Raw genomic sequence first — 24,741 nt, 5'->3', positions numbered from 1 at the left:
CGGCCGTCGTCGGTCCGGCGGCCGTCGTCGGTCCGGCGGCCGTCGTCGGTCCGGCCGGCGCCGGCCGGGCGGGCCTCGTCCCGGCGGGCAGCGTCCCGGCGGGCGTCGGCGCGGACGCCGGCGGCGGGACGGCGGGGCTGATCAGGGGTGACCGAGGACATCGGGTCTACTCTGGCACGCCGCGCGGGCGGCGGCTGCCCGGCGGCCCCACCTGGCCCCGGCGAGTTCCGTGATCCACCGGTTTCCGGACCGGAATCCGGTCTAGCCTCGGCGCAGGACGCGACCGCAGTCGCGGCACGAAGCGCTGGGAGGAAGCCGTGAACGCTCCGTACCCGCCGCCCCCACCGCCGCCGGCGGCCGGCAAGGACCGCACCACGCTGTGGGGCGTGCTCGGCATCGTCCTGGGCCTGATCTGCTGCGGCATCCTCGGCATCGTCTTCGGTTACCTGTCGATCCGCGACGCGAAGCGCTACGGCCAGTCCCCGGTGCTCGGCTACCTGGCGATCGCCTTCGGCGTGCTCAACATCATCGGTACCGCGATCTGGCGGGCCAGCGGGACGTACCCGCTCTGGGACGACTGAGGGGGCCGACCGTCGCCGGCCGACCCCCTCGGTGTCTCACCCGTCCGCCCAGCGGCGGACGGTGCTGGCACCGACCGCTCAGCGGCCCGCGGTGCTGCTACCGGCCGCTCAGCGGCCGGCCATGATCTCCCGCATCAGCTTGGCGGTCTCGGTCGGCGTCTTGCCGACCTTGACGCCGACGGCCTCCAGGGCCGCCTGCTTCGCCTCGGCGGTGCCCGCCGAGCCGGAGATGATCGCGCCGGCGTGCCCCATGGTCTTGCCGGGGGGCGCGGTGAAGCCGGCGATGTAGCCGACCACCGGCTTGGTGACGTTGGCCTTGATGAACTCGGCGGCCCGCTCCTCGGCGTCGCCGCCGATCTCACCGATCATCACGATGGCGTCGGTCTCCGGGTCGGCCTCGAACGCGGCGAGGGCGTCGATGTGGGTGGTCCCGATGATCGGGTCACCGCCGATGCCGACGCAGGTCGAGAAGCCGATGTCGCGCAGCTCGTACATCATCTGGTAGGTCAGCGTGCCGCTCTTGCTGACCAGGCCGATCCGGCCGGAGCCGGTGATGTCGGCCGGGATGATGCCGGCGTTGGAGGCGCCCGGCGAGGCGATGCCCGGGCAGTTCGGGCCGATGATCCGGGTCTTCTCGCCCTTGCTCACGTTGTACGCCCAGAAGGCGGCGGTGTCGTGCACCGGGACGCCCTCGGTGATCACCACGGCCAGCGCGATCTCGGCGTCGATCGCCTCGACCACGGCGCCCTTGGTGAACTGCGGCGGCACGAAGATGACCGTGACGTCCGCCCCGGTCTCCTTCATCGCGTCCGCGACGGAGGCGAAGACGGGCAGTTCGGTGCCGTCGAAGTCGACCTTCTGGCCCGCCTTGCGCGGGTTGACGCCGCCGACGACGTTGGTGCCGGCGGCGAGCATCCGCCGGGTGTGCTTGGAACCCTCGGAACCGGTCATCCCCTGGACGATGACCTTCGAGTCCTTGGTCAGCCAGATAGCCATGATCAGACCCCCGCAGCTGCCAGCTCGGCGGCCCGCTCGGCCGCGCCGTCCATGGTGTCGACCCGCTGGATCAGCGGGTTGTTCGCGCCGTCGAGAATCGCCCGACCGGCCTCGGCGTTGTTGCCGTCGAGGCGGACGACGAGCGGCTTGGTGGCCTTCTCGCCGCGCTGCTCCAGCAGGGCCAGCGCCTGCACGATGCCGTTGGCGACCGCGTCGCAGGCGGTGATGCCGCCGAAGACGTTGACGAAGACGCTCTTCACCGACGGGTCGGAGAGCACGATCTCCAGGCCGTTCGCCATCACCTCGGCGCTCGCGCCGCCGCCGATGTCGAGGAAGTTGGCCGGCTTGACGTTGCCGTGCCGCTCGCCCGCGTAGGCGACCACGTCGAGCGTGGACATGACCAGGCCCGCGCCGTTGCCGATGATGCCGACCTCGCCGTCGAGCTTGACGTAGTTGAGGTCCTTCTCCTTGGCGGCCTGCTCCAGCGGGTCCACCGCGGCCTGGTCGACCAGGGCCTCGTGGTCCGGGTGCCGGAACCCGGCGTTCTCGTCGAGGGTGATCTTGGCGTCGAGCAGCAGCAGCTTGCCCTCGCCCGTCTTGGCCAGCGGGTTCACCTCGACCAGCGTGGCGTCCTCGGCGACGAAGGCCTTCCACAGGCCCACCGCGACCTCGACGACCTGGTCGGCGACCTCGGCCGGGAAGCCGGCGGCGTCGACGATCTCGCGGGCCTTCGCCTCGTCCACGCCCTTGACGGCGTCGATCGGGGCCTTGACCACCTTGTCGGGGGTCTCTGCGGCGACCTGCTCGATGTCCATGCCGCCGGCGACGCTGGCGATGCAGAGGAAGGTGCGGTTCGCCCGGTCGAGCAGGTACGAGAAGTAGTACTCCTCGGCCACGTCCGCGGTCACCGTGATCATGACCTTGTGGACGGTGTGACCCTTGATGTCCATGCCGAGGATGTCGGTGGCGCGGGCCACCGTCTCCTCGGCGCCCTCGGCCAGCTTGACGCCGCCGGCCTTGCCTCGGCCGCCGACCTTCACCTGCGCCTTGACGACCACCCGACCGCCGAGGCGTTCGGCGATCGCGCGGGCCTCCTCCGGGGTAGTGGCGACGCCGCCGGCGAGCACGGGCAACCCGTGCCGCTCGAACAGGTCCCGCCCCTGGTACTCGTACAGGTCCACGATTGCGCGTCCCGTCCCGTCTCCGCGGCGCGCCCTCGCGCCGCCACCAGCGTTGTGGAAACTCCGTTGACGCCCGTCATCAGTTGAAACGGGCCATCGGCCGCAGCCTAGCGAGATGAGCACCAGCGGCAACCGAGCGGGTGCGCGGTGTGCGGTAATGCACAGCGCGCCGCCCGCGACTCGCCGGTACGCGGACCCGGGCGGCAACCGCCGCGAAGGATGTCGCCGACGACGCGTAACCCCCTGGTGGGGGCATCGTTGAGTCTGATGTCGGAGCGCTGATTCAGCGCGAGGACGGGAGCGGCCGATGCCCTGTCGGTCGAGGGGTGGCGGCGGGGCATCGTGCATAGAAGGGCCGGGCGTGTGAGGGGTGCGTCCGGCCCTTCCCCCGTGCCCGGATCCGACCGGCCCTCCCCAGCGTCGCCGGCAGCTCCCGACCCACTCCAGGTACGCGAAGTGGCGGCATCCACCGGATGCCGCCACGTGTGCGGGACGGAGTCGACCAGGGTGCCGGGCGCGGGCCCGGCGGTTGCGCAGTCGTCAGGCGACGGACTGGGCCACGTTCCCCCGGACCCACTCGACGATCGACTGGGTCGTCGCGCCGGGGGTGAAGATCTTCGCCACGCCGAGCTGCTGCAACTCGGGGATGTCGGCGTCCGGGATGATGCCGCCGCCGAAGACGACGATGTCCCGGGCGTCCCGCTCGGCGAGCAGCTCCAGCACCCGCCGGAAGAGCGTCATGTGCGCCCCGGAGAGTACGGAGAGGCCGACCGCGTCGGCGTCCTCCTGGATGGCGGTCTCCACGATCTGCTCCGGCGTCTGGTGCAGGCCGGTGTAGATGACCTCCATGCCGGCGTCGCGCAGGGCACGCGCGACCACCTTGGCGCCGCGGTCGTGGCCGTCGAGGCCCGGCTTCGCGACGACGACCCGGATACGAGAGCTCATCAGCGCACACCTTTCACGGGCTCCGCGGCTATCACCTGAACGAACGGTAACCCGCCCGGTCGGAGGCGGGAAATCCGGGCCGCACCCCTACCGTCCGGCCGCCCCCCGAGAAAGCCGGACGCCTCCGCCGAACGGTCACTCTGCGCGACGAACGGGCAGTAACGGGGACGGCCATCCGGCGTACCGAGCTATGACAATGATGGACGGAAAGGGACAGAAAGACTCACCGATTCGGCGGTTCCGCTTGTGACCGGCGCGGCGGAGGGCTAACGTGTCCACGGTTGTCATCAGGTCCACCGACGGGTGACGACGCGACCAACGGACGTTCGACCGAGCTTCACCGGACGGCCGGAGATCGCATCGGATCCCCGACAACGGAGGGTGTGCGTGCGCCAGCGCCTGTCGTCTGAGCCCGATAGATATCGCGGCCGCCGTCGCGTACCCACTCCCCCGCGCAGCCGCTACGCGGCAGTCGTCACCACCGCGTTCGTCGGTGCCGGCATCGTCGCGCTGGGCGCGAACGCGCTCCCCGACGCCAAGAGCGTGAGCCCGTCGGTCCTCGACGAGCTCAAGCAGGCCTCGATCACCAGCCAGGACGCGGCGGCCCGCGCCGACGCCGCCGACCGCGCCTCCCGCGACACCAACCGCGACGCCGAGGTCAACGCCGGCGACCAGGACCCGTGGCTGCTGCCCCTGCAGGGCTACGACTTCAACTCCCCGTACGGGATGCGCTGGGGCAAGCTGCACACCGGCATCGACCTGGTCGCCGCCGAGGGCACCCCCTACGTCGCCATCCACTCCGGCACCGTGACCAAGGCCGGCTGGTTCGGCGGGTACGGCTACGCCGTGATCGTCCAGCACGCCGACGGCAGTGAGGCCATCTACGGCCACTCCTCCTCCGTGAACGTCAAGGAGGGGCAGCAGGTCAAGGCGGGCGACCAACTCGGCCTGGTCGGCAACACCGGCCACTCGTACGGCTCCCACCTGCATCTGGAGATCCATGTCAAGGGCGAGCCGCGGGACCCGGTGCCATGGCTCCAGGAGCGCGGAGTGGACATCAAGCTGCAGGTCGAGGCTTATTACAGCGAGGTAGCGGCTTCCTGACGCTCCGTATCGCCTGATGACCGCCCGGATCACCCGATCCGGGCGGTTTTTCGTGCGCGGAAGTCTGCTGGGTCACAGTCAGGACTGTGGGCGACGCCACGGTCACCCAAGATCAGGGATCGGGGCAGAGGCGGCTATTCCGCCACAATGGCGGACAGTTGCCCCGGCGGTCACCCGCGACCCTGCGGTACCCGTACCCACCGCGGACCCGGTCGACACCCAGGATGGGTTGGTCCCAGCCCCCTGAGTGTGAAGGTCAGCCGTGCAGGAAGACACCCCCGCCCAGAACGAGAAGACCGTGGCCGCCCCGGGCCGGCACCGGCTGCGGAAGCGGCGCGGCGGGCGCGCTCTCGTCGTCGGCGCGGTCGCGCTGGTCGGCCTCGGCCTCGCCGGCGCCTCCACCATCGCGTTCGACCGCGACGCCCCCGCCCCCACCGCCGTCTCGCTGGACGCCGCGTCCCGCGCCGAGGACGCCGCCCGCGCCGACCGTTCCGCCCGCGAGTCCGCCTCCCCGGCCACCCCGTCGGCCAGCCCGACCACCGCCGGCCCGACCGCCAGCCCGTCGGCCACGCCGACGAGGAAGGCGACCCCGCAGCCGAAGCCCACGCCGACGAGGACGGCGAAGCCGAAGCCGTCCTGGGTCATCCCGATGACGGGCGCGGAGATCACGTCCTGCTACGGGCAGCGGTGGGACACCCTGCACGCCGGCATCGACTTCGCGATGCCCGCCGGCACGCCGGTCCGTGCCGCCTTCGGCGGCACCGTGGAGAAGGCCGGCGACGTCGGCGACGGCTACGGCATCTCGGTCGTGGTCAACCACGGCAACGGCTACCTGACCCACTACGCGCACCTGAGCACCGCGAAGGTCGGCGTCGGCGAGAAGGTCGGCGCCGGGGAGCCCCTCGGCCTGGAAGGCTCCACCGGCGACTCCACCGGCCCGCACCTGCACTTCGAGGTGCACCAGGGTCAGATGTGGAACCAGATCGACCCGGCGCCCTTCCTGCGCGCCCGGGGCATCAACGTGGGCTGCTGAGCCCGGTGGGTTCCCGCCCGGGACGGCAGGGTCAGACCGCCGTCCCAGGCGGGGACTTGAGCAGCGGCGTCGCCTCGGCAGGACAACCACCCTGCCCGTTCCGTAGCGCGCTGGCCGCGATGCGAATGAGATCGATGTTGATCCCGGCAGCACCGCTCGGGTCATGCACCTTCAGTTTCACGTCGAGGCTCACCGCCGTCTCACCCCAGCCCTGCGCCTCGAGGTTGAGGTGCGCCACCTTCTGCGATCTCAGCTGTGACAGATATCCGAGCGGAGCCAGCTGAACCTTGTCCGCCGCGGACAGGGCGTTGAGCTTGGACTGCTTCTTGGTATTGGGGTTTTCGACCAGGTTGCGGAAGTCCTCCGTACCCCCCAGGTTGACCTGATAGGAACTGACCAGGGTGATACCCCGCTCCTCGAACAACCGCAGCAACGCGTCATGCAGCACCGAGGTGCCGAACTGGCTGGCCAGGTCGTCACCGAGCAGCGGCAGACCTGCCGCCTCGAACCGATCCATCCACCTCGGGTCGCGGGCTACGGCGTCGGATGTGGTGTTGATGAAGGCGACACCCGCTCTGCAGGCGGCCTCGGCGTAGGCCTGGGCCGTCTCCGGCCGGCCGCTGGGTGCCGAATAGAGCAGCACCTCCGCCCCTGCCAGCGCAGCTGCGACCCGATCCACCTCGGTCGCATCGACAAGGCCCTTGGTGACGGGGACATCGGCCTTGGGAAGATCGCAGTTGAGACGGGGAAAGTTGTTGGGCGACAGGAAGATCGCCTCGGTCAGGTCCTTGCCGATCTTCTCCGTCGAGATGGCGAAAGCCGCGACGAAGTCGATGTCACCCACTCCGAGCCCATCGATCATCGGCCGGCGAACGCCCACCAGGCTGCCGGTCTGACGGTAGAAGGCAATTCCCTGCACCAACGCTGACGTGTTGTTACCGGCACCCGCGACCGCAACTCTCACCCGTTCGATCATGGGCGCGAGGGTACGTCGCGTCGGCCGGGCCGTGGGGGCATGCGCTGCTCGTCGAGCCACAACGAGGACAGACCGGCCCCGCGTCGCTCAGAGCTTGTCGATAGGGGCGTGCCGCAGCACCAGCCACATCGTCTGGTCCCCGAAGTTGATCTGCGCCCGCGCACCCGGCCCGTGCCCCTCCACCGCGAGCACCCGACCGAGGCCGTAGCGCTGGTGGTTGACCCGGTCCCCCGCCGCCACCTTGGGCCCCTGCGGCAGCTCGCTGGCGGTGGCCAGCCGACTGCCGTCCACCCCGAGCCGCTTCGCCAGCTCCGCCGCCTTCGGCGTACCCCCGGCGAAGCCGCCGCGCGCGCCGGGCGCGCGGTCCGCGCGGCCACCGACGCCGCCGCCCCCGCCGGCCCACGAGGTGTACGACCCCTCGGTGCGCTCCCAGCGGACCAGCTCCGGCGGCAGCTCCTCCAGGAACCGCGACGGCGGGTTGTAGGCCGGCTGCCCCCAGGCCGAGCGGGTGACCGCCCGGGAGAGGTAGAGCCGCTGCCGGGCCCGGGTGATGCCCACGTACGCCAGCCGGCGCTCCTCCTCCAGCTCCCGGCTGTCGCCAAGTGAGCGCAGGTGCGGGAAGACGCCGTCCTCCAGGCCGGTCAGGAAGACCACGGGGAACTCCAGGCCCTTGGCCGTGTGCAGCGTCATCAGGGTGACCACGCCCTGGTGGTCCGGGTCGTCGGAGGGGATCTGGTCGGCGTCGGCGACCAGCGCCACCTGCTCCAGGAACCCGGCCACCGTGGCCCGCTCGCCCTCGGCGCCCAGCGCCTCGATCCGCTCGGTGTACTCCCGGGCGACGCTGACCAGTTCCTGGAGGTTGTCCACCCGGCCGGCGTCCTGCGGGTCGAGGCTCTCCTCCAGCTCGGTGAGGTAGCCCGAGCGGGTCAGCAGCGCCTCCAGCACCTCCTCCGGGGTGCCGGTCTCGGCCAGCTCCCGCGCGCCGTCGAGCAGCGCGACGAAGTCGGCGATGCCGTTGGCCGCGCGGGTGGAGATGCCCGGTGCCTCCCGGGCCCGGCGCAGCGCGGCGCCGAAGGAGATCCGGTCGCGGCTGGAGAGTGCCTCCACGCACGCCTCGGCGCGGTCGCCGATGCCCCGGCGCGGGGTGTTGAGCACCCGGCGCAGGCTGACCGTGTCGTCGTCGTTGACCACCGCGCGCAGGTAGGCCAGCGCGTCGCGGACCTCCTTGCGCTCGTAGAAGCGCACCCCGCCGACCACCTTGTAGGGCAGGCCGGCCCGGATGAACACCTCTTCGAAGACCCGGGACTGGGCGTTGGTGCGGTAGAAGACGGCGACGTCGCCGGGACGGGTGTCGCCGGCGTCGACCAGCCGGTCGACCTCCCGGCCCACCCAGTCCGCCTCGGCGTGCTCGGTGTCGGCGACGTAGCCGACGATCTGCTCGCCGGCCCCCGCGTCGCTCCACAGCCGCTTGGGCTTGCGGGAGGTGTTCCGGTCGATCACCGCGTTGGCGGCGTTGAGAATGGTCTGGGTGGAGCGGTAGTTCTGCTCCAGCAGGATCGTCCGGGCGTCGGTGAAGTCCCGCTCGAACTCCAGGATGTTGCGGATGGTCGCGCCCCGGAACGCGTAGATCGACTGGTCGGCGTCGCCCACCACGCAGAGCTCGGCCGGCTCGATCCCCTCGGTGCCGGAGACCAGCTCCTTGATCAGCGTGTACTGCGCGTGGTTGGTGTCCTGGTACTCGTCGACCAGGACGTGCCGGAACCGGCGGCGGTAGCTCTCGGCGACGTGCGGGTGCGACTGGAGCAGGTGCACCGTCGTCATGATCAGGTCGTCGAAGTCCAGCGCGTGGGCCTCGCGCAGCCGGCGCTGGTAGAGCGTGTACGCCTCGGCCAGCGCCCGCTCGTTGGGGCCCTTGGCCCGGGCGGCGAATGCCTCCGGATCGACCAGCTCGTTCTTCAGGTTGGACACCTGGGCGGCCAGCCCGCGCGCCGGGTAGCGCTTGGGGTCGAGGTCCAGCTCCCGGGTGACCAGCTGCATCAGTCGACGCGAGTCGTCGGCGTCGTAGATCGAGAAGGTGGACTTGAGCCCGGCGTGCTCGTGCTCGGCGCGCAGGATCCGCACGCAGGCCGAGTGGAACGTCGACACCCACATCAGCCGGGCCCGCGGGCCGACCAGATGGGAGACCCGCTCCTTCATCTCGCCGGCGGCCTTGTTGGTGAAGGTGATAGCGATGATCTCGCCGGGGTGCACGTCCCGCGCGGCGAGCAGGTACGCGATCCGGTGGGTGAGCACCCGGGTCTTGCCGGAGCCGGCGCCGGCCACGATCAGCAGCGGGGAGCCGGCGTGGGTCACCGCGTCCCGCTGGGGGCCGTTGAGCCCCTCGACCAGGGCCTGCGGATCGAGGTGCGCGGCGGAGGACCCGGGCCGGCGCGCCGGCGGGCGGGCCGGCTCGGGCGCGGGCGGGGACGCGGGGATGTCGAAGAGAGGATGCATCGCAGGGCGAGTCTATGCCGCCGGCCGGACACTTCCCGCCCGCGCACGCCCCGGCGCGACGGCGCGGTCACGGGGGCCCGGCCGGTCGGCGCGGTGAGACGAACCTGTCACGGCGTCGCCCTTGGCGCCTTCGTCCCCGAAGCGCAACGATGACGGTGAAAACCCCCGACTACTCCCCCGTACCCGACTTGGGAGAACAATCATGACTCCACCGCGCTCGCGCGGTCGGGCCCTGCTGCGTCACCTCGCCGCACCGGCCCTCGCGCTGGCCGTCGTGGCCAGCCTGCCCGCCACCGGACGGCCCGGACCGCAACCGGCCGCCACCGACCCGACGGCCGGCCTGGCCCCGGTCGCCGTCTCCTACGCCACGCCCACCGGCGGCGAGGTCAAGGGCAACTTCCTGAGCTACAACGACTTCCACGGCGCCATCGACCCGCCCGGCGGCAGCGGGGCCGCGGTCAACGGCACCCCCGCCGGCGGCGTGGAATACCTGGCGACCTGGCTGAAGAAGCTGCGCGCCGACACCGCGGCCGAGGGCCGCCGCACCACCACCGTCGGCGCCGGCGACCTGATCGGCGCCACGCCGCTGGTCAGCGCGGCCTTCCACGACGAGCCGACCATCGAGCTGATGGACGAGGTCGGGCTGGAGATCAGCTCGGTCGGCAACCACGAGTTCGACGAGGGCGTCGCCGAGCTGATCCGGATCAACAAGGGCGGTTGCCACCCGGTCGACGGCTGCCAGGACTCGGACGGCTTCGCCGGGGCGAAGTTCACCTACCTCGCCGCCAACACGCTCGACCGGAAGACCGGCCTGCCGATCCTCCCCCCGGTGGACGTGAAGTTCGTCGACGGCGTGCCGGTCGGCTTCGTCGGCGTGACCTTGGAGGGCACTCCGGGCATCGTGAACCCGGCCGGCATCGCCTCGGTGCGGTTCGCCGACGAGGTCCGGACCGCCAACAAGTGGGGCGGGCTGCTCAAGCTCTTCGGCATCCGGGCGATGGTGCTGCTGGTGCACGAGGGCGGCGCCCAGTCCCCGCCGCCGGCCACCCCGGGCGTCTCGGACTGCGCCAACTTCTCCGGCCCGATCGTCGACATCGTCCGCGGCCTGCGGCCGGAGTTCGGCCTGGTGGTCTCCGGGCACACCCACCGCTTCTACTCGTGCTCGCTGCCGAACTCCTCGGGCGCGCAGAGCGTGGTCACCAGCGCCGGCAGCAACGGGCAGCTGATCACCGACATCGACTACTCGCTGGACCGGCGCACTGGCCGGTTCACCGGCATCTCCGCCCGCAACGTGGTGGTGGAGAACGGCGTTCGCAACCCGGACGGCAGCTGGCAGCAGAGCGCCCCCGGCGTCTACGTCCGCAACCCCGAGCTGGTCGACGCGGGCGCCAAGGTGCTGGCCGACAAGTACCGGGCCGCGGTCGCCCCGATCGCCAACCGGGTGGTGGGCAGGATCAGCGCGGACATCGTCCGGGACGCCAGGCCCAACGGCGAGAGCCCGCTCGGTGACGTGATCGCCGACGCGCAGCTCGCGTACACGAAGGGCGACGGGGCGCAGCTGGCGCTGATGAACCCCGGCGGCGTCCGGGCCTCGCTGTCGTACGCGGCCTCGGCCGGCGGCGAGGCGCCGGGCGAGGTGACCTACGGCGAGGCGTTCACCGTCCAGCCGTTCAACAACCTGGTGGTCACCCAGACGCTGACCGGCGCGCAGCTCAAGAGCGTGCTGGAGCAGCAGTTCGTCGGCTACCAGGGGCAGACCACCCAGCGGATCCTCCAGGTCTCCGCCGGGCTGACCTACTCCTACGACAGCACCGCCCCGGCCGGCTCGCGGGTCAACGCGCTGGCGCTGAACGGCGTCCCGGTCGATCCGGCGGCCGGCTACCGGGTCACCACCAACGACTTCCTCGCCAACGGCGGGGACGGGTTCACCGCGCTGACGGCGGGCACCGGCCGCACCACCGCCCCCGGCTTCGACGTGGACGCGCTGGTGGCCTACCTAGGCGCGGGCGCGCCGGTGGCCCCGGGCCCGGCCGACCGGATCACCCGGCTGGGCTGAGCGGACGTCGCCCGGCCCCGGCGTCGGGGCCGGGCGACCTTCCCAACTGTTGGCGGAATCCTTGCGCGGCCATACCCGCGGTCGGCATACTCGATCCCGTGTTCGGTCAGCGCTTCTACTTTTACTACGGCACCGGGAGTCCGGCAGCCGTGGGTCGCGCCTGATCAACCAGACCTACGAAAAGCCCCGGGCTCCTGGAGTCCGGGGCTTTTCGCGTTCCGGGTTCCCGACACCGGGCACGACGTCAGAGAGGTACGACCGATGATGACAGACGTGGCGGAACAGAGCGGCAACACGGCACGCTCCCGGGCGGGCGACGGCCGGAACGCGGCACCAGGGTTCGGCACCGACGAGCCCGCGGCGGCCGCCCGGATCGCGGCCATCCGGGAGCGCATCGACGAGATCGACCGGACGCTGATCGGGCTGTGGCAGGAGCGGGCGGAGCTCTCCCAGCAGGTCGGCGCCACCCGGATGGCCTCCGGCGGCACCCGGCTGGTGCTGTCCCGGGAGCGGGAGATCCTGGAGCGGTTCCGGCAGGCGCTCGGCGCCGACGGCACCCAGTTGGCCCTGCTGCTGCTGCGCGCCGGCCGCGGACCGCTGTGACGGGTGCCGCCGGTCCGGGAGCCGGGCGGGACGCCCGGCCCGCCGTCCTGCGGCGTACCCCCTGGCGGCCCTGAGCGACAGCACGGCCCGGGCCGTTCGCGGGCGCCCCGCCCCGGCGGCAGTCGGGCCCGGATACGACGAACCGCCTGCCGGCGTCACGCGGACGCTGGCAGGCGGTTCGGAGCGTCTCACACCTCGTGCGTGGCGACGATCTCCCGCTTCTCGGCGAAGTGGCAGGCGCTCGGGTGGTCCGAACCCTGTCGGATCTGCAGCAGCGGCGGCTGCTCGGCGCAGATGTCCTGCGCCTTCCAGCACCGGGTGCGGAACCGGCAGCCCGAGGGCGGGCTGATCGGCGAGGGGACGTCACCGGTGAGCCGGATGATCGCCTTGTTGTCCCGCAGCGTCGGGTCCGGCACCGGCACCGCCGACAGCAGCGCCTGGGTGTACGGGTGGGTCGGCCCCTCGTAGATCTGGTCCTCGGTGCCGATCTCCACGATCTTGCCGAGATACATCACCGCGACCCGGTCGGAGAGGTGACGCACCACCGACAGGTCGTGCGCGATGAACACGTACGACAGGCCGAGCTCGTTCTGGAGCTTCTCCAGCAGGTTCATCACCTGCGCCTGGATCGAGACGTCCAGGGCCGAGACGGGCTCGTCGCAGATGATCACCTCGGGCCGCAGGGCGAGCGCCCGGGCGATGCCGATGCGCTGGCGCTGTCCGCCGGAGAACTGGTGCGGGTACCGGTTGATGTGCTCCGGGTTGAGGCCCACCAGGTCGAGCAGTTCCTTGACCTTGTCCCGGCGGCTGCCCTTCGGCGCCACCTCCGGGTGGATCTCGAACGGCTCGCCGATCAGGTCACCGACCGTCATCCGCGGGTTCAGTGAGGTGTACGGGTCCTGCATGACCAGCTGGATCTGCCGGCGCAGCCGACGCAGCGCGCCGCCGGACAGCTTGGAGATGTCCTGGCCCTTGAAGAGCACGCTGCCGGCGGTCGGCTTCTCCAGGTTCATCAGCACCCGGCTCAGCGTCGACTTGCCGCAGCCGGACTCGCCGACCACGCCCAGCGTCTCACCGGCCCGCAGGTCGAAGGAGACGCCGTCGACGGCCTTGACCTGACCGATGGTCTTCTTGAACACCACACCGCGGGTGACGGGGTAGTGCTTGACCAGGTCGCGTACCTCGAGGATGTTCTCAGACACGGTTCACCAGCTCCTCGGCGAAGTGGCAGGCGCTGGCCCGGCCGGCGCCGATCTGCAGCAACGGGGGGAGCTTCTCGCGGCACACCGGCTGCGCCATGGGGCAGCGCGGGTTGAACGGGCAGCCCGGCGGGATGTTCATCAGGTTCGGCGGGAGGCCCTTGATCGTGCGGAGCTGCTGGCCCTTCTCGTCCAGGCGGGGGATCGAGTCGAGCAGGCCGAGGGTGTACGGGTGCCCCGGCTTCGCGTACAGGTCGTACACGTCGGCTTCCTCGACGATCCGACCGGCGTACATGACCGCGATCCGGTCCGCGACGTCGGCGACCACGCCGAGGTCGTGGGTGATCAGGATCATGCCCATCCGCCGCTCCCGCTGAAGCTCGCCGAGCAGGTCCATGATCTGGGCCTGCACGGTCACGTCCAGCGCGGTGGTCGGCTCGTCGGCGATCAGCACCTCCGGGTCGAGCGCCAGCGACATCGCGATCATCGCGCGCTGCCGCATACCGCCGGAGAACTGGTGCGGGTAGTTGCTGAACCGGCCCTTGGCGTTCGGGATCTTGACCTGGTCGAGCATCTCGATCGCGCGCTTCTTGGCGTCCGAGCGGCTCATGCCGCGACGGATGCGGAACTGCTCGGCGATCTGGAACCCGACGGTGAAGACGGGGTTCAGCGCGGAGAGCGAGTCCTGGAAGATCATCGCGATGCCCTCGCCGCGGATGCGGCGACGCTCCTCAGCGGACATCCGGAGCATGTCCTTGCCGTGGAAGCGGACCTGACCACCGGTCACGTACCCCGGCGGCATGTCCAGGATGCCCATGATGGTCTGCGCGGTGACGCTCTTACCGGAGCCGGACTCGCCGAGCACGGCGAGGGTCTCCCCCGCGTCGACGTGGTAGGTGACCCCGTTGATGACCTTGGCGACGCCGTCCCGGGTGCGGAACTCCACCCGCAGGTCGTCGACCTCGAGCAGCCGGCCCGAGGGGCGGCCGGATCCGTCGGCGCCCGGCGCGGTCTGCTCGGACACGAGAATGTCGGACAACTCAGTCTCCCCTAGCGGAGTTTCGGATCGAGGGCCTCGCGGACGGCCTCACCGAGCATGACGAAGCTCAGCACGGCGGTCACGAGGAACGCGGAGGGGAAGAAGAGCAGGAACGGCGAAGGCCGCAGGTAGTTCTGCGCTTCGTTGATCATGATTCCCCAGGAGACCACCGGGCTCTTCAGGCCGATGCCCAGGAAGGAGAGCGTGGCCTCGGCGCCGATGAACGAGCCGATCATGATCGTCCCGTACACCAGCAGCGGCGCCAGGCAGTTCGGCAGCAGGTGCTTGAGGATGATCCGGCCGCTGCCGGCGCCCATGGCGCGGGCCGCGACGATGTAGTCGGCCTCCTTGGTGGCCAGCACCGAGGAGCGCATCAGCCGCATGACCACCGGCCAGCCCAGCAGGACCAGGGACGCGATGACCAGGCCCTTGATCTGCCACTCGCTGTTGTCACTGCCCGCACCGTTGAAGGTGGTCAGGATGACGATGGCGCCGAGCACGAACGGCAGGCCGAAGAAGATGTCGGCGATCCGGGAGAGCAGCGCGTCGATCCAGCCGCCCTTGTAACCGGCGATGATGCCCATCGTCCCGCCGATCAGCATGGTGCCCATCACCGACAGCAGCGAGACCACGATCGAGGCGTTGGCGCCGTAGATGACGCGGGCGTAGACGTCGCGGCCCTGCACGTCGTAGCCGAACCAGGCGTCGCCCGAGGGCTCCACCCGGCTGCGGGACAGCGCGCCGTCCGTCGGGTCGGCCGAGGTGAACAGCGACGGGAAGATCGACATCACCACGAAGAGCAGAATGAACGAGCCAGCGATCCAGAACAGCGGCTTGCGCCGCAGGTCGCGCCAGGCGTCACCGAGCAGGCCGCGGGGCTTCTCCTTGCGGGCGCCCTCCGGCTGACCGGCGCTGATCGGCGCACCGACCTCGGCCGGCTGCTCCGGTCGGGGGGTGCTGACGATGGATGCGGTACTCGGGTCACTCATGCCCGCACCTCCCTCTGCTCGGCGCGGGCCTGGTTGCCCACGCGCGTGGCGGTGATGATTCGTTCGCGGCGCTCACTCATAGCGGATCCTCGGGTCCAGGGCGGCGTAGAGCAGGTCCACCAGGAGGTTCATCAGGAGATAGACGAGCACCAGGACGACCACGATGGAGACAACCGTAGCGCTTTCCTTGGTGACGATCGCCCGGAGAACCTGGCGGCCGATGCCGTTGATGCCGAAGATGCCCTCGGTGATGATCGCGCCACCCATCAGGGCGCCGAGGTCGGTGCCGAGCAGCGTCACCACCGGGATCAGGGAGTTGCGCAGCAGGTGGATGCCGACCACCCGGCGCATGGGCAGACCCTTGGCGATGGCGGTCCGCACGTAGTCGGCCCGGCGGTTCTCCGCGATGCTGGTGCGCGCCACCCGGGCGATGTACGCCATCGATGCGCTACCCAGCACGAAGCCGGGAAGGATCAGTTCGGAGATCCGCATCTCGTTCGACACCGTCGGCGTGACGATGCCCCACTTGACGCCGAAGAGCCACTGGAGCACGAAGCCGACGACGAAGACCGGCAGCGCGATCAGGAAGAGCGTGGAGATCAGGACCAGGTTGTCCAGGAAGCCGTTGCGCCGCAGACCGGTGAGCACACCGGCGCTGAGACCGATGAGCGCCTCGATGAGCAGGGCGACCGCAGCCAGCTTCAGGGTGTTGGGGTACGACGTCGCGATGATGTCGTTGACCGAGCGCCCGGACCAGGTCGAGCCGAAGTCCCCCTGGAAGAGGTTCTTCATGTAGACGGCGTACTGCACGAAAAACGGCTCGTCGAGGTGATACTTCTCGGTCATCATGGCGATGTAGTTCTCCGGGCAGCCCCGATCACCGCACTTGCCGGCGAACGGATCACCGGGAACCGCCCAGACGAGCGCGTAGATCATTAACGTCGTCCCGATGAAGACGGGGACGAGTTGGAGCAGCCGTCTCAACAGATAACGGCCCATGGGGTGGTCCTCCAGACAGGGGGCGCGTCGGACGGCCGACACGAGTGACAACGTGGCGAGGGAATGTTGTACACCCCCTCGCGGAACGGCCCCGGGTCGGGCTCACCGGTAGGCGAGCCCGACCCGGGGTCAGACCGTTCGGATCAGAGCTCGACCGAGGTGATGTCAAGCTCGCCGACGTTGGTCAGCTCCATCTTCTTGATCTTCTCCGAGTGACCGGACTGCTGGCCACCGAAGTAGACCGGAACAGTCGGGACGTCGGCGTCGATCTTCGCCACGGCCTGCTCGAACAGCCCGTGCGAGGCCTCGAGGCTCGGGGCACCGCTGGCCTGCTTGGCCAGGGCGTCGACCTCGGGGTTGCTGTACAGACCGTCGTTCGAGGAACCACCGGTCACGTAGAGCGGGTTGACCCAGTTCTCGACGTCCGGGTAGTCCTGCTGCCAGCCGGCGCGGTACATGCCGTCCATCTTGTGGGCGTTGATGTTCTGGCGGAACACCGCGAAGGTCGGCACGCCGACGGCGACGGCGTCGATCTTCAGAGTGGTCTTGATCTGCTGCGCGACGGCCTCCATCCACTCCTTGTGGCTGGCGTCCGCGTTGTAGTAGAGCTTCAGCTGGCCCTTGAAGCCGCCAGCCTTGGCGAGCAGCTGGTTGGCCTGCTCCGGGTCGAACTTGCAAGCGGTGCAGTTGCCCGGCTTGGCGCCCGGGGTCAGCGGGTTGGCCCAGCTGTCGGCCGGCTTGCGGTTACCGAAGAAGATCTTGTCGCTGATCTCCTGGCGGTTGATCGACAGCGAGATCGCCTTACGCAGGTCCGCGTTCTTGAAGCGGGCGTCGTAGATCGGGAAGGCGATGATGCCGGTCACCGGGGTGGTGGAAGAGATGGCCCGGTCGCCCAGGTCGTTCTTCCAGTTGTCACCCGCGAGGGAGGAGACCGGAACCTGCTGCTGGAAGTCCAGGTTGCCGGAGACCAGGTCGTTGTAGGCCGCCGTGTCGTCCTGGTAGATCTTGACGGTGACGTCCTTGATCTTCATCTTGTCGCGCAGGGAGTAGTCGTCGAACCGCGTCAGCTTGATCGCGACGTTGTTCTCCCACGAGACGAAGCTGACCGGGCCGTTACCGATCGGCTTCTTGCCGAAGTCCTCCGCCTTGCCGGCGAAGAAGGCGTCCGGCAGCGGCATGAAGGTGCTGTAGCCGAGCTTGGTCGGGAACACGGCGGTCGGCGCGGCGAGCGTGACCTCGAAGTTCCAGTCGTCGACGACCTTCAGGCCGGACATGGTCTTCGACTTGGGCTCGGGGGCCTTCTTCGGGCCGTCCTCGTCCGGGTCGGTGGTGTTGACGTCCGCGAAGCCCGCGATGTCGGCGAAGAAGCTGGAGTTCTGCGCGCCGTTCGGCGAGTAGGCACCCCAGTTCCAGGCGTCCACGAAGTTCTTGGCCTTGACGACGGTGCCGTCGTGGAACTTCGTGTTCTGCTTGATCTTGATCTTGTAGACCTTGGAGTCGGTCGTCTCGATCGACTCGGCCAGCGCGTTCTGCGGCGCGCCACCGTTGTTCGGGTACTCGACCAGGCCGGTGAACAGCCAGTCGATGATCTTGCCGCCACCGGTCTCGGTGGTGTTGGACGGAACCAGGGGGTTCTCCGGCTCCGTGCCGTCGACGACGATGCTGCCGTCAGAGCTCTTGGCGGCGCTGCCGCCGTCGTCGTCGTTGGTGGAGCAGCCGGACGCGATGAGCGCGAATGCCGCGCCCACGGCGATGGCGCCGCTCGCCCGCTTCGAGACTCTCATTCCGAGGGGCCTCCTCTTTCGTAACCTGGTTCCGTCGTGGGTTTCACGCACGCATGGGGGTGACGCCGCCGGTGACCCCGTGTCGCAGGTCACCGGTACTACCGCAGAGAAATCGGGACACCCCAGGGGGACCGATCCGCCGGGCTACCGCACCACTGGAGCTCGACACCGCGCAGGCTCGACGGCCACGAACCGCGCTGGTGGGCGATGCCGTGGTCGACGGGACGTACGGGGTGCCTCACGCCAGGGGTGAGGTGCTGCCACTGTGACACTCACCGGCCCATTACGTGAAGGTGCCGTTATCAAGCCGTTAGTTGCCCGCCACGTTGCCGATACTTGAGAAAAGATCATGAAGTGCCCTGGTCGTACCGCTCTGAGCAGGTAAGACAGTAAGGCACCGCATCTCCGCACCACCCGTGGGCTCGGGGCTTGTGAGCTCCCCCGCCTGCGCTCCGGTGCTCGCCGAGGTCCACCGAGCGCTGGCCGTTTCTGCCCATCCGGATGATGTCGACTTCGGCTGTGCGGGCACCATAGCAGCCTGGGTGGAGGACGGCGTAGCGGTGGCGTACCGGATCGTCACCCGCGGCGACGCCGGCGGCTCCGACGCCCCGCCCGCGAGCGGATGCCCGGTGGCGCGAGGCCGAGCAACGCGCCCCGGCCGACCCGGAACGAACTCCGGCCCCGGCACCACAGGGTGCCGGGGCCGGAGGGGGTGGTTCGTCAGGCGGTGAAGCGGACCCTGCGGCGGCGGACCACCAGCAGGGCGACCGCACCCACGGCCAGCAGCAGCACACCGACGGCGGACGCGGCCGCGATCGGCGAGCCGGTCAGCGGCAGGTCGCCGCCGTTGCCGGCCGGCGAGGTGGACGGCGCCGGGCTCTCCCCCGGGGTCGACGGCGAGGGCGACTCGACCGGGGTCGACGGCGAGGGCGACGCCGACGGGGTGGTCGGGGACGCCGACGGGCTGGCGGGGGCGGCGGCGAAGCTCGCCGCGGCGTCGGCGGTCACGGTGGCGCCGGCGCTGCCGCCGAGGATCAGCTTCTGCTTCTCGTCCTTGCCGCCCGAGAAGAGGAAGACCCGCCCGAAGGAGACCGAGTCCTGGGCGGAAACGGTCACGGTGACCGAACCGGGATCGGTCGCGGTCAGCCAGAAGGCCCCGCCGTTGGTGGTCGTGGTGACCGGCTTGCCCTCGGCGTCGACGGCGGTGCCGCCGGAGACCTTCAGCGCGATCTCGCCGGCCGGGCCCTTGACGGTGAACGGGCCGGCCTTGCCGCCGACGGTGGCGGTGGCCTGCGCCGGGTCGATGGTCAGCTCGGCCTTCGGCTCCGGCTGGTCGGTCGCGTTCGCCACCAGGTAGTCGTAGATCTTCTTGATCACGCCGTACTCGGCGGCGTCGGTCAGGCCCTGCTCCCAGTCGCCCAGCTTGACGCCGTCACTGAAGTGCCAGACGGCGGTCTGGGTGCCGAAGTAGAGCAGGGTGTCCCGCCGCTTGTCGCCCAGCCCGGCCGGCAGCTCCGTCCCGGCCGCCTTGAGCAGCGCCGGCACCTCGGCGTTCGGGTAGCCGTGGGTGAGCACCCACTGCACCTTGCCGAGGTTCTCGACCTCCGACTGGCCCCAGGTGCCCTCGGTGTACTCACCGTCGCGGGCCACCGGCGTGTGGAAGTCGATGCAGAAGACCGGCACCGTGCCGTCCTTGAGCTCCAGCGCGAGCGCCGAGGTCGACAGCTTCCGCTTGTCGAGCTTCAGCACGACGCCGGTGTCCTTCACCGCGCGCGCCACGCCGGTCGCCGGCGCCTCGGCGGCGACCGGAGCGGCCGAGCCGAGCACCATCGCGCTGCCGGCGACGAGCGCCGTGGCGATTCCGGCCCAGCGTCGTCCCAGTTGTTTGAACATCAAAGTCGTACACCTCTCCCCAGGGGTGGGCCCGCATCCGGCGGGCCTGCACAGGTCGCCGTTCTCGCGGGGTTTCGCACCACCCGCACGCGAGAAGAACGCGACGGGGAATTATGCGACATGAGTGGATCTCTTGTCAGCCCCTGGGGTCGTTCGGTCCGATTGTTCCGGATCGGCCCTGCCGTCACACCAGCCGGCGGTCCGCCGCCCAGCGGGACAGCTCGTACCGGTTGGACATCTGGAGCTTGCGCAGCACGTTGGACACGTGCGTCTCGACCGTCTTGATCGAGATGAACAGCTCCTTGGCGATCTCCTTGTACGCGTACCCCCGGGCCAGCAGGCGCAGCACCTCCCGCTCCCGGTTGGTGAGCTGGTCCAGTTCCGGATCGGCGACCGGCGCGTCCGGGCGGGCCGCGAAGGCGTCCAGCACGAACCCGGCCAGCCGGGGGCTGAACACGGCGTCGCCGTCGGCCACCCGACGGATCGCGGCGGTCAGCTCGTCCGGCGAGATGGTCTTGGTGACGTAGCCCCGGGCGCCCGCCCGGATCAACCCGATCACGTCCTCGGCCGCGTCGGACACGCTCAGCGCCAGGAACTTCACCTGCGGATGGGTACGCCGCATCGCGTCCAGCACCGCCCGGCCGCCGCCGTCGGGCATGTGCACGTCCAGCAGCACCACGTCGGGCTGGGTCGCGGCGATCCGGGTGAGCGCCTCGGCCACCGTGCTCGCCTCCCCCACCACCTCGACGTGCGCGCCCAGCTCGGCCCGTACGCCCGCCCGGAACATGGCGTGGTCGTCGACGAGGAAGACCCGCAGCCGCTCCACCCGGGCGTCCGCGCCCTCGACCGGTTCCATCGACTGCTCCGCCATGATCATTTGTCCCTCTCCGCCGTGGAGCCGTTGCCGGTGATCGGCAGGATCAACCGGACCTCGGTTCCCTCTCCCGGCCCGGACCGGATCTCCGCCCGGCCGCCGTGCCGCTTCATCCGCCCGACGATCGATCCTCGTACGCCGTGCCGGTGATCCTCCACCGTATCCGGGTCGAAGCCCTTGCCCCGGTCCCGCACGAAGACGCTCACCTGCTCCGGCTCGACCTCGGCGTAGAGCGACACGGTCTGCACCCCGGCGTGCCGGGCCGCGTTGACCAGCGCCTCCCGGGCCGCCGCCACCAGCGCGCCGACCCGCTCGTCGGTCTCCCGGTCGCCCACCACCACCGCCTCGACGGTGATCGCGAAGGTGTCCTCCACCTCGGCGGCGGCCTGCTCCAGTGCGGCGGCGAAGCGTTCGGTGGGCGAGCCGGTGGGCTTGTAGAGCCAGTTGCGCAGCGAGCGCTCCTGGCCCCGGGCCAGCCGCTGCACCGTCTTGACGTCGGTGGCGTTGCGCTGGATCAGGGCCAGGGTGTGCAGCACCTGGTCGTGGACCATGGCGGCCAGCTCGGCGCGTTCCTGCTCGCGGATGCGCCCCTCCCGCTCCGAGCGGAGCTGGTTGTACGTCCGCCACAGCACCGGCGCCGCGACCACACCGACGCCGGCCAGCCCGACCAGCGCGAAGATCACGCCGTTGACCACCGCATCGAAGTTCTGCACCGGGGAGTAGACCGCCGCCACGCCGATGATGCCGACCGCCACCAGCACCCCGCCGCCGACGAAGCGGAGCACGAACGCCCGCCGGTCGCTCTCCTCGACCACCGCGCCGAGCCACGGCACCGGCATCGAGTCGCCCCACTGCCGGCGGCGCTCCGGCGCGGACTGGTGCCAGATCACGCCGGCGCCCACCGCGATGATCGCAACCAGCCAACCGGCGGTGCCGGTCGCGCCCACCGAGTCGAAGACCAGCACCTGCATCAGCAGCACGCCCAGCCCGATCAGCACGAACGGCAGCAGCTGCGACAGGTCCCGGCGGGGCGGCGCGGCGGTGTCGCCGGGACGCAGCGGGACCACCGCCCAGAAGGCGGCGTAGAGCAGCAGCCCCAGGCCACTGAGGCCGAGCAGGACCATGAAGGCGACCCGTACCCGCAGCACCGGGATGCCGAGGTGGTCGGCGATGCCGGCGGCCACGCCGGCGGCCATCCGGTGCTCGGGTGCCCGGTAGAGGCGGGGCGGTGGGGTCGTCACGGTGCTGATCGGAGGCTCCCCTGTTCAGGCCCGGTGCGGCGCAGGCGCCGGGGTCGTCCGGCTCCGGTCCGATCGTCACACGGGGCGACGCCCGGCGACCACGGGGACGCCCCGGACATTCCCGCCCCCACGATCTCAGGGTGGGGTCAGGGTCGGGTCCGGAGGACGCTCGGGCGTCCGGCGCAGCAGGATCGGAGCATGACCGAGGAAGCTGCCCCGCCGCCCCGCCCGTGGGCGACCGAGCCGGAGAGTCCGCCGCCCACCACCACCGGCGCGCCGGGCCCGTGGGCGTCCGCCCACGGCGGCCAGACGCCACCCCCCGGGGGGTACGCTCCGCCGCCGTTCGGCGGCGCCGGCTTCACCTCGCGGTACGGGCTGGTCCGGCCGCGGGAGGGCCGCTACCTGGCCGGGGTCTGCGCGGCGATCGGCCGGGCCACCAACACCGACCCGGTGCTCTGGCGGGTGATCCTCGCCGTGCTCGGCTTCTTCGGCGGCGTCGGCATCCTGCTCTACGTCGCGGCCCTGCTGGTCATCCCCGGCGAGGGCGACAGCGCCTCCCCGGTGGAGTCGATGCTCGGTCGGGGCCGGTCCAGCATGTCGCCGGTCACCGTCATCGTGCTGAGCATCCTGGTCGCGGTGAGCTTCGGCTTCATCGTCACGGACGCGTTCCGGGCCGTCCTGCTCGGCGCGGCGATCCTCATCGGCGGCGCGCTGCTGCTCAACCGGGACGGCCGCACCCCGCCCGCCGCCGTCCCCACCGAACCACCGGCCCCGGCCAGCGCCCCACCCGGTCCGGTGCCACCGGTCAGCTACCCCGCGCCCGGCCTCTTCACCCCGGCGCCGCCGGCCCCGACCGGTCCGCTCGCCCCGGCCGCACCGCTGCCGGTCACCGTGCCGGCGGAGCGCACCGCCGAGCAGGCCGCCTGGTCACCCGCGCCGCCGCCCGCACCGCCCGGTGCCCGGCCGGACGCCCGCACCGCCGCCTGGCCGGCCGTGCCGGGAACGGCCGAGCCCCCGCCGGCCACCTGGCCGCCGGTCGCCGAGCCGACCGTCCCGGCGGCACCGGTGGGCGCAGCGGTGCCCGCCGGTGGCTACCGCCCGCCGTTCGCGCCGCGCGGGCCGTACGCCGGGCCGCCTTCGCCGCCCCCGCCCCCGCCGCCCCGGGTGAAGCCGCCGAAGCGGCCGCGCGAGCGGTCGGCGCTCGGCGCGGTGACCTTCTCGCTGATCTTCCTCGCCCTGGGCGTGGTGGCCATCCTGGACCTGCTGGGCGTCTTCCCGGTCGGCGCCGCGGCCTACTTCGCGGCGGCGCTGGCCACCATGGGCCTCGGGCTGCTGGTGGGCACCTGGTTCGGCCGGGCCCGCTGGCTGATCGCGCTGGGGCTGGTGACCGCGGCGGCGCTGGGGGTGGCCACGGTGGCCGAGTCCTACGACCGGATCCGCGGCGTGGACGGCAACGTCACCTGGGCCCCCACGGACGTCCGCGACCTGGCCACCCGCTACGAGAACAGCTTCGGCGACACCACGCTGGACCTGCGGGGGATCAACTTCGACAAGCGGACCACCGAGGTCACCGTCGTGGTCAACTTCGGTGAGGCGACGATCGTGGTGCCGCCGAACGTCGACGTCACCACCGTGACCGACGTCAACGCCGGGGACGCCACGGTCTTCGGCCGGCGCTCGGGCGGGCTGGACGGCCGTTCGCGGGAGAGCACCGACCTCGGCCCGGACGGGGCCGGCGGCGGCACGCTGCGCCTCAACGTCCACGTCAACGCCGGCAACCTGGAGGTGACCCGGTGAGGGTGCACCGCACGGACCTCGTCTCGCTCGCCTTCGGGCTGCTCTTCCTCGGGCTCTCCGTCTGGTGGCTGCTCGCCCAGATCCTCGGCCTCGCCCTGCCCCCGGTGGGTTGGTTCCTGGCCGGCGCGCTGGTGGTGATCGGGCTGCTCGGCCTGGTCGGCGCGCTGCGGTCGGGCCGGCACGACCGGGAAGCCCCGCCGGCTGCCGGGCCGGAGCCGACCGAGCCGGACCCGTCCGCCGCCGGCTGGCCGGCGCCGCCCGCGGGGCCGCGGGACACCACCAACGGGTTCCCCGGGCCGGCCGACACCACGGTCGCAGACCGGGAGCCGGCGCCGGTCCCCGTCGAGCCGGCCGACCTCCGGTACCCGCGGGACGTCGAGGCCGTCCCCACCCGCTGGGAGACCACCGAGACCCCGGGCGCCGAGCGGGAGACGGCCGAGATCCACTACACCGACGCGGGAACGGACGAGGACGTGCCCACTCACCCGCCGGTGACCCGGCAGGAGACGGCGGCGCTCGGAACGGCCGGAGAGCAGACCGCCGAGGTCCGGTTCGCCGGTCCGGAGGAGGCCACCGCCCCGGTGTGGGGACCGGACGGGACCGGTGACCGCTGCACCGAGCCGCAGACCCGGGCGATCGGGTCGGCCGGCGAGGCGGACGAGTGGCCCACGGCGGCGATCAGCGACCGGCCCGCCGAGGCGGTCGAGGACCGGGCGGCGGACGCGCCGGACGACCGGCCCCGCTGGTCGCCCGCCGAGCCGGTCAGCGGCCCGCCGGCCGGGGAACGCCGCGCGTCGGACTAGGACCCGTGTCAATGCCCCCTGGCCGGCATGCGGCGGGCCCAGACGACGACCGGCCGCGTTGGAGATGCGTCCGGATACCGGTGTTGTATCCGGACGCATCTCCGCCTTGCCGGATCGCCGCCTGGACTCCGCCTCGGCTCGACCGAGGACTTTGA

At 71.2% G+C, this 24,741-nt stretch carries 21 protein-coding genes; 8 read left to right on the top strand and 13 right to left on the bottom strand.

From position 1 onward, the window contains the following. The first annotated feature begins 317 nt into the window (after positions 1-317). Positions 318-581 (top strand): DUF4190 domain-containing protein, encoded by a 264-nt coding sequence (locus tag KBX37_RS25495; protein WP_154941910.1) that lies wholly within the window; start codon positions 318-320, stop codon positions 579-581. Positions 582-689: 108 nt separating this feature from the next. On the opposite strand, the gene sucD is transcribed toward KBX37_RS25495, so the two are convergent. From sucD to KBX37_RS25480, 3 genes are all read right to left on the bottom strand, one after another. Beyond that, positions 690-1,577: a succinate--CoA ligase subunit alpha gene (gene sucD / locus KBX37_RS25490; RefSeq protein ID WP_210778429.1), complete on the bottom strand. Its 888-nt coding sequence runs from the start codon at positions 1,575-1,577 to the stop codon at positions 690-692. 2 nt (positions 1,578-1,579) lie between these two features. After that, positions 1,580-2,758 carry an ADP-forming succinate--CoA ligase subunit beta gene (sucC, locus tag KBX37_RS25485; RefSeq protein WP_210778428.1) on the bottom strand — a complete coding sequence of 393 codons (1,179 nt, stop codon included), beginning with the start codon at positions 2,756-2,758 and terminating at the stop codon, positions 1,580-1,582. A gap of 540 nt (positions 2,759-3,298) precedes the next feature. Beyond that, positions 3,299-3,703 (bottom strand): cobalamin B12-binding domain-containing protein, encoded by a 405-nt coding sequence (locus tag KBX37_RS25480; RefSeq protein WP_154941907.1) that lies wholly within the window; start codon positions 3,701-3,703, stop codon positions 3,299-3,301. Between the two features lie 387 nt (positions 3,704-4,090). On the opposite strand from KBX37_RS25480, the gene KBX37_RS25475 reads away from it, so the two are divergent. Both KBX37_RS25475 and KBX37_RS25470 read left to right on the top strand, forming a co-directional pair. Continuing rightward, positions 4,091-4,807, top strand: coding sequence for a M23 family metallopeptidase (locus tag KBX37_RS25475; RefSeq protein ID WP_210778427.1), 717 nt, complete (start codon positions 4,091-4,093; stop codon positions 4,805-4,807). A 262-nt stretch (positions 4,808-5,069) separates the two neighbouring features. Next, positions 5,070-5,840: a M23 family metallopeptidase gene (locus KBX37_RS25470; protein ID WP_210778426.1), complete on the top strand. Its 771-nt coding sequence runs from the start codon at positions 5,070-5,072 to the stop codon at positions 5,838-5,840. 31 nt (positions 5,841-5,871) lie between these two features. Here the strand turns inward: KBX37_RS25470 and KBX37_RS25465 are convergent, their stop codons facing one another. Beyond that, positions 5,872-6,816 carry an inositol-3-phosphate synthase gene (locus KBX37_RS25465; protein ID WP_210778425.1) on the bottom strand — a complete coding sequence of 315 codons (945 nt, stop codon included), beginning with the start codon at positions 6,814-6,816 and terminating at the stop codon, positions 5,872-5,874. Positions 6,817-6,903: 87 nt separating this feature from the next. Continuing rightward, on the bottom strand, positions 6,904-9,309 hold the full coding sequence (gene pcrA / locus KBX37_RS25460) for a DNA helicase PcrA (RefSeq protein WP_210778424.1): 2,406 nt from the start codon (positions 9,307-9,309) through the stop codon (positions 6,904-6,906). 202 nt (positions 9,310-9,511) lie between these two features. Between pcrA and KBX37_RS25455 the strand changes: the two genes are divergently transcribed. Then, complete coding sequence (locus KBX37_RS25455) at positions 9,512-11,365, top strand: bifunctional UDP-sugar hydrolase/5'-nucleotidase (RefSeq protein WP_210778423.1); 1,854 nt, start codon at positions 9,512-9,514, stop codon at positions 11,363-11,365. A gap of 261 nt (positions 11,366-11,626) precedes the next feature. Next, positions 11,627-11,968 (top strand): chorismate mutase, encoded by a 342-nt coding sequence (locus KBX37_RS25450; protein ID WP_154941902.1) that lies wholly within the window; start codon positions 11,627-11,629, stop codon positions 11,966-11,968. A gap of 188 nt (positions 11,969-12,156) precedes the next feature. On the opposite strand, the gene KBX37_RS25445 is transcribed toward KBX37_RS25450, so the two are convergent. From KBX37_RS25445 to KBX37_RS25425, 5 genes are all read right to left on the bottom strand, one after another. Continuing rightward, positions 12,157-13,170 carry an ABC transporter ATP-binding protein gene (locus KBX37_RS25445; RefSeq protein ID WP_210778422.1) on the bottom strand — a complete coding sequence of 338 codons (1,014 nt, stop codon included), beginning with the start codon at positions 13,168-13,170 and terminating at the stop codon, positions 12,157-12,159. Next, positions 13,163-14,191, bottom strand: a complete 1,029-nt coding sequence (locus KBX37_RS25440) for an ABC transporter ATP-binding protein (protein WP_210778430.1) — start codon at positions 14,189-14,191, stop codon at positions 13,163-13,165. Before KBX37_RS25440 ends, KBX37_RS25445 begins: the two co-directional genes overlap by 8 nt. Positions 14,192-14,217: 26 nt before the next feature. Then, positions 14,218-15,195 carry an ABC transporter permease gene (locus KBX37_RS25435; RefSeq protein ID WP_210778421.1) on the bottom strand — a complete coding sequence of 326 codons (978 nt, stop codon included), beginning with the start codon at positions 15,193-15,195 and terminating at the stop codon, positions 14,218-14,220. Positions 15,196-15,267: 72 nt separating this feature from the next. Next, positions 15,268-16,194, bottom strand: a complete 927-nt coding sequence (locus KBX37_RS25430; RefSeq protein ID WP_210778420.1) for an ABC transporter permease — start codon at positions 16,192-16,194, stop codon at positions 15,268-15,270. Positions 16,195-16,337: 143 nt separating this feature from the next. After that, entirely contained in the window at positions 16,338-17,978 is a 1,641-nt protein-coding gene (locus tag KBX37_RS25425) for an ABC transporter substrate-binding protein (RefSeq protein WP_210778419.1), read from the bottom strand. 416 nt (positions 17,979-18,394) lie between these two features. Between KBX37_RS25425 and KBX37_RS25420 the strand changes: the two genes are divergently transcribed. Continuing rightward, positions 18,395-18,709 carry a PIG-L family deacetylase gene (locus KBX37_RS25420; RefSeq protein WP_307849193.1) on the top strand — a complete coding sequence of 105 codons (315 nt, stop codon included), beginning with the start codon at positions 18,395-18,397 and terminating at the stop codon, positions 18,707-18,709. Here the strand turns inward: KBX37_RS25420 and KBX37_RS25415 are convergent. The 3 genes from KBX37_RS25415 to KBX37_RS25405 all read right to left on the bottom strand — a co-directional run bounded on the left by KBX37_RS25415 (position 18,699) and on the right by KBX37_RS25405 (position 21,941). Further along, positions 18,699-19,871, bottom strand: a complete 1,173-nt coding sequence (locus tag KBX37_RS25415) for a thioester domain-containing protein (RefSeq protein WP_247658862.1) — start codon at positions 19,869-19,871, stop codon at positions 18,699-18,701. The two genes, KBX37_RS25420 and KBX37_RS25415, sit on opposite strands and share 11 nt — an antisense overlap. 184 nt (positions 19,872-20,055) lie before the next feature. Next, complete coding sequence (locus KBX37_RS25410; RefSeq protein ID WP_210778416.1) at positions 20,056-20,742, bottom strand: response regulator transcription factor; 687 nt, start codon at positions 20,740-20,742, stop codon at positions 20,056-20,058. Positions 20,743-20,744: 2 nt separating this feature from the next. Continuing rightward, on the bottom strand, positions 20,745-21,941 hold the full coding sequence (locus KBX37_RS25405) for an ATP-binding protein (protein WP_246158377.1): 1,197 nt from the start codon (positions 21,939-21,941) through the stop codon (positions 20,745-20,747). Between the two features lie 243 nt (positions 21,942-22,184). On the opposite strand from KBX37_RS25405, the gene KBX37_RS25400 reads away from it, so the two are divergent. Both KBX37_RS25400 and KBX37_RS34830 read left to right on the top strand, forming a co-directional pair. Next, the gene (locus KBX37_RS25400; protein ID WP_210778415.1) at positions 22,185-23,783 is read left to right on the top strand and encodes a PspC domain-containing protein; all 1,599 of its coding nucleotides are present in this window, start codon (positions 22,185-22,187) and stop codon (positions 23,781-23,783) included. Next, positions 23,780-24,586, top strand: coding sequence for a hypothetical protein (locus tag KBX37_RS34830; protein ID WP_247658870.1), 807 nt, complete (start codon positions 23,780-23,782; stop codon positions 24,584-24,586). The genes KBX37_RS25400 and KBX37_RS34830 overlap by 4 nt, the downstream gene beginning before the upstream one ends. Positions 24,587-24,741 lie beyond the last annotated feature (155 nt).

The sequence above is a fragment of the Micromonospora sp. U56 genome (genome assembly GCF_018070095.1).
Taxonomy (GTDB): domain Bacteria; phylum Actinomycetota; class Actinomycetes; order Mycobacteriales; family Micromonosporaceae; genus Micromonospora; species Micromonospora purpureochromogenes.
This window is presented reverse-complemented; position numbering and strand designations above follow the sequence as displayed.